This is a genomic window from Pontibacter silvestris, from assembly GCF_020907275.1.
Lineage (GTDB): Bacteria > Bacteroidota > Bacteroidia > Cytophagales > Hymenobacteraceae > Pontibacter > Pontibacter silvestris.
Map to the genome: position 1 here is coordinate 1 of NZ_JAJJWI010000057.1, position 5806 is coordinate 5806.

Sequence of the window (5806 nt, forward strand, 5' to 3'; positions counted from 1 at the left end):
CCAGGCAGCAGGTCCGGCTGGCTGTGTTTGAGTATATCGAAAGTTTCTATAACCGGAAATGAAGACACTCAGCCCTTGGCTACCAGACTCCCTGCCAGTATGAAACCTGCTGTACAACCAAGCTGTGGCTGCCTGAAAAGTCTCCAGTAAAACATTGCAAGTCCAGGTTCAACTTAGCCAAAGCACTAAAATAAGCTCGCATAAGCTATTGAGAGGCTTTACTTTATACTTTCTAAAGGTTCGAATCCTCTCGGGTGCGCATTTTTGTTAGAAACTTCCTCGCTAACAAATTCAAAATCAGTAAAATATCTTGCAGTAATCAGCTTACTATACAACAAATCGTCTAAATGTTGTATAGTAAGTGCGTATTGTTGTTACTATTTCCTTCCTCACACTTAGAAATATTATATTCAGAAGGTATAGTGTCTTGTATAAAGATAATAATTATTCATTAATTCAATCTACAACCATAGGTTCTAAGAGCATGTTTAAATTTTAAGTATCTGACAATTAACTTATTCTAGTTAATATGATTTGACAATTATGCCACAGTACCCAACTTTGAGCACTTTCAGGTGTCTTTTCGTGGTCCTTATCCAGCCTGCGGAAGAAGTTGAACATGCCGAAAGCCCGCTCCGTGACCCACCTCCAAACCACCAGGCACGAAGCCTNTCCCCATCCGGTGCAGGCGGGGCCACCACCCGCTCGGCCAGAGCGCCGTCGGCCTTATTGGCACTATGCACTACCACGCCCCACACCAGCCCCAGTGTGTCAGTGATCATGTGCCGCTTGCGCCCGCTGATCTTCTTGTTACCGTCCACGCCTGTCTGTTCAGACACAAAGGGAGCCGCCTTAACAGACTGTGAGTCAATGTTCATCAGGCTTGGCGGATTTACTTTGCCCTGCCTTTCGCGCTCCTTGATGTTGAGCGAGAAGTTTAATCTCTCCAGCGTGCCGTCTGCCTGCCATTTGCGGAAGTAGTAATATACCAACTCCCATTTAGGAAAGCTCTCTGGAAGGTTCCGCCACTGGCTGCCCACACGAAGAACATAAAAAATAGCATCTACTATAACCCGAAGGCTGTATAGACGTTTCCTTTCTACAGGCAGCGATTGCCACACCACTTCCCATTACGAGTCAGTTAGTCTCTTATAGTGAGATTCCATAAGCTTTACAGTTTGGTCACTTTTAGCTTACGGACTGACTCGCACTTTTTTACCCCTTTCTAAAATTTAAATATGCTCTAATATATCAGCTATGAAAAAAAATGATGCTGATTTAAAACAAAACCCTTTTCTGGTTTATAATGCTTGTACTTAAACATTATAAATCATGAAAAGTAAATACGAAGTTAATTTTGAGGAACTACAACAAGTAGATAATGCATCTAATGACTTAGAATTTGATAGATTATACAGGTCGTATTTGAATGAGTGCCATGAACAGGGTTTCGGGTTAATTTCATACACCGAATACCACCTTCTTCATAAAGCAGATACAATTACAGAAGCTTGGATAGCAGACGAAATCATAGCCCAGGAGCAGCTTAATACTACAAGGCTTACACAATTCGCTAAACGGCTTTAAAACCTGGATGAAAGGTCGAAGAAAAGAGAAGATTTGTGCTGTGTTGTTAGAAGAGAGTTAAGTCATCTATTAATCATAGACTGTGGATATAGATTTGATAATCTTGTAAGAAAGTGGAAGTATGCGGTCGCATACTTCCACTTTCTTATTAGCCCTTTGAATTCAGCTACTTTCTAATGCCCTTGTATCAAGACATAAGATATTTAGTAACAACACCACTAAAATGCTACATCCTGAAAATTAAAACAGAGCTTACTGACCTGGCATCAGTATATTACGCATAAATATTTATTACAAACATTTAAGTATTAATCTGTTAAAGTTTCAGTATTTATAAATATCCGCAAAACCTGCTGATTTCGTAAAATTGTACATGGATAACTTATATGACTATATCAGACAAGTAGATGTTCGCAAATTGGGTGCTGGTGAGGTTAGCCAGTGCCTGCTATATCTGGACTATTTTTCCAAGAAACAACCTGAGATGGCTACAGAAACCGCCTACACCAGAGAGAATCTGAACAAAAGGGTGCAGGAACTAAGGCAGACACAAAAGCACGCTGTTGTTTGGCACACAAAATAATGTACCAATTTTCGCACAGTTTATTTCAGTTATTAAAGTATACCATGAAGGATGTTCCCTTGCCCTCTTTGCTTTTTACCTCAATCCTGCCGCCCATGGATTCCACCATTCCTTTGACGATGAACAGACCAACGCCAGTACCCTCAACATCGGTATGCAGCCTGGTGTAGCGGTTAAAGATGTCCTGCTGCTTGTCTTCCGCTATACCCAAGCCGTTGTCACTCACTTTTAGCATAATTTGTTCCCCAGAATTCTCTGTAGAAATGGTAACCACGGGTTCGCTATCTGGCTTTCTGTACTTGATGGCGTTCGAGAGCAGATTGTAGATGATACTTCTTATGTTCTTTCGGGAAAAGCTGATTTCTGTTACCCCAATTTGGGTACTTATTTTTGCGTTGGACTCCGCTATCTTATCCCTTAGCGCAAGCTTGGCGTCTTCTATTACATTTTCGAAGTTTACACGCTCAGGCTCTTTAGCAAATTCCATGTCGTGGTTGACATCAGCGAGGTCTTCCACCGTTCTGCGCAGGTTACCCACCGACTCGCTCAGCATGTCGATGATTAGCTTGTTATCCTCTTCACTCGCTGGTGTCATTTTTAGAATCCTTATTAAGCCCTCCATGTTGGAAATCGGACCTTTTATGTCATGGGAGATGGAGTGGATTATGTTTTCGTAGTCTCTGCTCAGCCTCTCGTACCCCTTCAGGACTTGGATGCGGTCGTTGATGTCGATGAAGGTGATGATAACACCGTTTGTCCTATTCTCTTTCCTGATGATGTAGGGTAGTATATTCATCTGATACCACACCTTATCGGTTGTCTGGATTTCCTTCTCCAAATCCTTGCTGCTCTCAATCACCTCGGTGATGTTCTCGATGATGGTCGGGAAGCGGATGTTGTTGGACACCTCGTCTATGTGCCTGCCCACATCATCGGCTGAAAGCTTGAAGTGCTTCATAGCAGCGGGCGTGAACTTGCGCAGAATCATATCTGCATCCACAAACAACTGCGGTATTATCGTGTTATTGAAATAGTTTTCGAGTTCATCGTTTAACTCGATTAGCTTTTCGAATTTACCTTTGTTGTTGGATGATTCTTTCATCATTGTTATTTGCTCTTTCAAAACCACATTGCTTAAGTTGAGGCATTACGCAGTATCTGAATGTGTAGTTATCAAAGCCAAACACCCCGGATGCAAGTAAGCATAAGGGCTTTGTACAGCCACTCTGCTATTGAAGCAGCGTTACATCGAGGTTGCCAGCCTCAAGGCTTTAGTGGTTAAGCACGCTGTGTAGCTTCTCCTTCGTTAGAGGCTTTTCCAGGTATGCTGCCGCCATGTGGTTTTGGGCTGCCCTTATGTCCTTTGGGTCTTTTGAATTGCTAAGCAGCACGATTTTCGTGTCAATCAGGTTTACATAGTCAAGCCTTCCCAGTTCCTAAAGAAAGGTAAAGCCATCTATCCCCTGCATCCTTACGTCCAGTAGGATAAGTTGCGGAAGCTGTTTCTTCTTCGCATCACTGAGAAGCTTCAGCCCATCCAGACCGTTCAGCGCTGTCTGAACATCAGAGCCGATGCCCATGCTGCTGAGTATGCGCTTGGTCAGAAATATGCTGGTTTCATCATCGTCAATGATGAGGACTTTTTCTATATACCCCATGCAAACAAGATTCAAAGTTTATCTTAATATAGCTATACCAAAGACTATGGTTCAGTGCCAGTGTCGGATGTGCCAAAACCTCATACGCTACGTGCAGGCAATTCTACCACAGCATTTGCACTCTGGTTCCTATATTCTACGACACTGCTCTGTACAGCTTTATTCGGTGGTGCTATACTCGCAGGAGTACATTTCGTAGCTGATGAAGCTTACCGATGTTATTACAGAAGCTTGGATAACAGACGAAATCAAAGCCCAAGAGCAGCTTAAAACGACATTCGGAACAAGCATAAGCTTGGGCTTACGAAACTCGCTGAACGGCTTTAAAAGCTGGATGAAAGGTCGCAGAAAAGATAAGATTGCGCAGGTACTTAGTGAATAGATTGAGTAAATCTTGAATAACTTAAATTTCGTTATGAAATTACAATAATATGATAATGGTTGTAGATAGTAGCACCTTTTATCATAAGGCGCAAACTTATTGTCTTCGTATAGTGTCTATGGTGTCACCTGTTGCTTTATAACGAGTCTAACAGGATTATTTTGTAATATTGTACATACATAGAATGTATCTGTATGGAAAAACAAGGCGATGCATTACACCTGATGCACGGCTCCATGTTTGTGCTGCTCTAACGCTTCGTTGCAAACACTTACGACCACATCAGATGGTTTCAATATAGGTGCTGTGTGCATTTTGACAAGGTGCCGAGAGAGTTCTCTGTGTCAGACCAGAAGATGCTTCAAAGCCTCGCTGCTATTTTAATGGATGATATAGAGAAGTCATAGGCAATTTACGTTAAAGCATTAGTTGCTATCTGTCTACTGATAGCAACCAAGCTTCTGCCTCTTCATTATCTTCAAATATCCTTACTTCCAAGTCTTTGCCTATCTGCTGTATTAGGTTTTCGATGGTAAGCGTTGCATAAATACTGCTCGGCAGAACCTGTGCCAGATAGCGTAAGCCTGCCTCTTTCATAAGGGGAGTCCATGTATTTTCTGCCCAATCAAGTGCCATATCCCAGGAACCGACCACATTTTTGTTACAATTCAGCAGCTTGGCGCAAGGCTGCTCCTTTATCATATCAAGCATCTTGTAGCCACCCTCTTTAACTGTTTCCACTGACTGCACACCAAACCACTGAGCATACAAAATAGAGTCATTGTTAATTCTTGTGGCTGTAAAAAACACATCGCCAAATACTTTCTTCAACCTTACCTGCTGCTCCATCTTTAAAAAAATTTAGTAAGCATTACGCTTCTGAATAAATATTGTTGATTGTTTTATTTACTCAGAGAATGCTGCCGTAGCCAAGCCTCGGCACTCATTCTATCCGCAAACACCCTAACCTCAAATGCTTTGTTGTTTGCGTGAAAGTTAGAAGCTGTTGACTCTGCAAAAGACTCAGGTGAAGCAATAAGGGCAAAGTTCCTAATACCAGCAGAGGCTGCCTGCGATGCCCATTCGTTTACAACCCAATCAAGAGAATGGTCCCAGCTTCCGAGAACCTCCCTCGTATCGTTGAGTACGCAGCTAAACCCTGACTCCCTTACAGCATTCATATATGCCAAAGCACCTGCTTTGATATTGTCGTGTGTTAAGTAACCTACCCAATTTGTGTGTATCCACTTGTTTTCAATGTCTATGGATATGGTGATAAACTTTTTCCCAAAAACACTTTTAAGTTCTTGCATTATGCACAGAAGTAAATATTACCAATAAATACAAAATTAAGGAGTTAATTCAAGCTAAGGTAACTTTTTTTTCTTTCTCAAGTGCAGCTATACGTACATAGTTTCTTTCAAGAGGTTGCGTGCCAATATTCCTGGTACTTTCTTGTGCCTCTCAGTTGTTGTTAATTGTTCAGGCTACTTTTGCTTCTTGTTTAGAACCTTTGCTCATGGACGAGTTAATTTACTGCATGTTTGCTTTACACCCATTTATATTGACCCGTCCTGAAATCGTCGGATAGCGCGG

8 protein-coding genes are annotated in these 5806 nt (G+C 42.0%); 3 read left to right on the forward strand and 5 right to left on the reverse strand.

Going from position 1 to position 5806, the window contains the following annotated elements; all coding sequences use genetic code 11:
- Positions 1-524: 524 nt before the first annotated feature.
- Positions 525-1124 (reverse strand): transposase, encoded by a 600-nt coding sequence (locus tag LN995_RS21325; RefSeq protein ID WP_449581399.1) that lies wholly within the window; start codon positions 1122-1124, stop codon positions 525-527.
- Between the two features lie 208 nt (positions 1125-1332).
- Here LN995_RS21325 and LN995_RS21330 point away from each other — a divergent pair, with 208 nt between their 5' ends.
- A complete protein-coding gene (locus tag LN995_RS21330) occupies positions 1333-1587 on the forward strand; it encodes a hypothetical protein (RefSeq protein ID WP_229963125.1) in 255 nt (84 codons plus the stop codon).
- A gap of 373 nt (positions 1588-1960) precedes the next feature.
- The gene (locus tag LN995_RS21335; RefSeq protein ID WP_229963126.1) at positions 1961-2170 is read left to right on the forward strand and encodes a hypothetical protein; all 210 of its coding nucleotides are present in this window, start codon (positions 1961-1963) and stop codon (positions 2168-2170) included.
- Between the two features lie 25 nt (positions 2171-2195).
- Here the strand turns inward: LN995_RS21335 and LN995_RS21340 are convergent, their stop codons facing one another.
- Both LN995_RS21340 and LN995_RS21960 read right to left on the reverse strand, forming a co-directional pair.
- Positions 2196-3275 carry a sensor histidine kinase gene (locus LN995_RS21340; RefSeq protein ID WP_229963127.1) on the reverse strand — a complete coding sequence of 360 codons (1080 nt, stop codon included), beginning with the start codon at positions 3273-3275 and terminating at the stop codon, positions 2196-2198.
- A gap of 331 nt (positions 3276-3606) precedes the next feature.
- Positions 3607-3843 (reverse strand): response regulator, encoded by a 237-nt coding sequence (locus tag LN995_RS21960; protein WP_317206989.1) that lies wholly within the window; start codon positions 3841-3843, stop codon positions 3607-3609.
- Positions 3844-4030: 187 nt separating this feature from the next.
- Here LN995_RS21960 and LN995_RS21350 point away from each other — a divergent pair, with 187 nt between their 5' ends.
- Entirely contained in the window at positions 4031-4210 is a 180-nt protein-coding gene (locus tag LN995_RS21350; protein WP_229963128.1) for a hypothetical protein, read from the forward strand.
- Between the two features lie 432 nt (positions 4211-4642).
- Here LN995_RS21350 and LN995_RS21355 read toward each other — a convergent pair whose 3' ends face one another.
- Together LN995_RS21355 and LN995_RS21360 are read right to left on the reverse strand one after the other, a co-directional pair.
- Positions 4643-5041, reverse strand: a complete 399-nt coding sequence (locus LN995_RS21355) for a hypothetical protein (protein WP_229963129.1) — start codon at positions 5039-5041, stop codon at positions 4643-4645.
- 71 nt (positions 5042-5112) lie between these two features.
- Positions 5113-5523, reverse strand: a complete 411-nt coding sequence (locus LN995_RS21360) for an STAS/SEC14 domain-containing protein (RefSeq protein ID WP_229963130.1) — start codon at positions 5521-5523, stop codon at positions 5113-5115.
- Between the last annotated feature and the right edge of the window lie 283 nt (positions 5524-5806).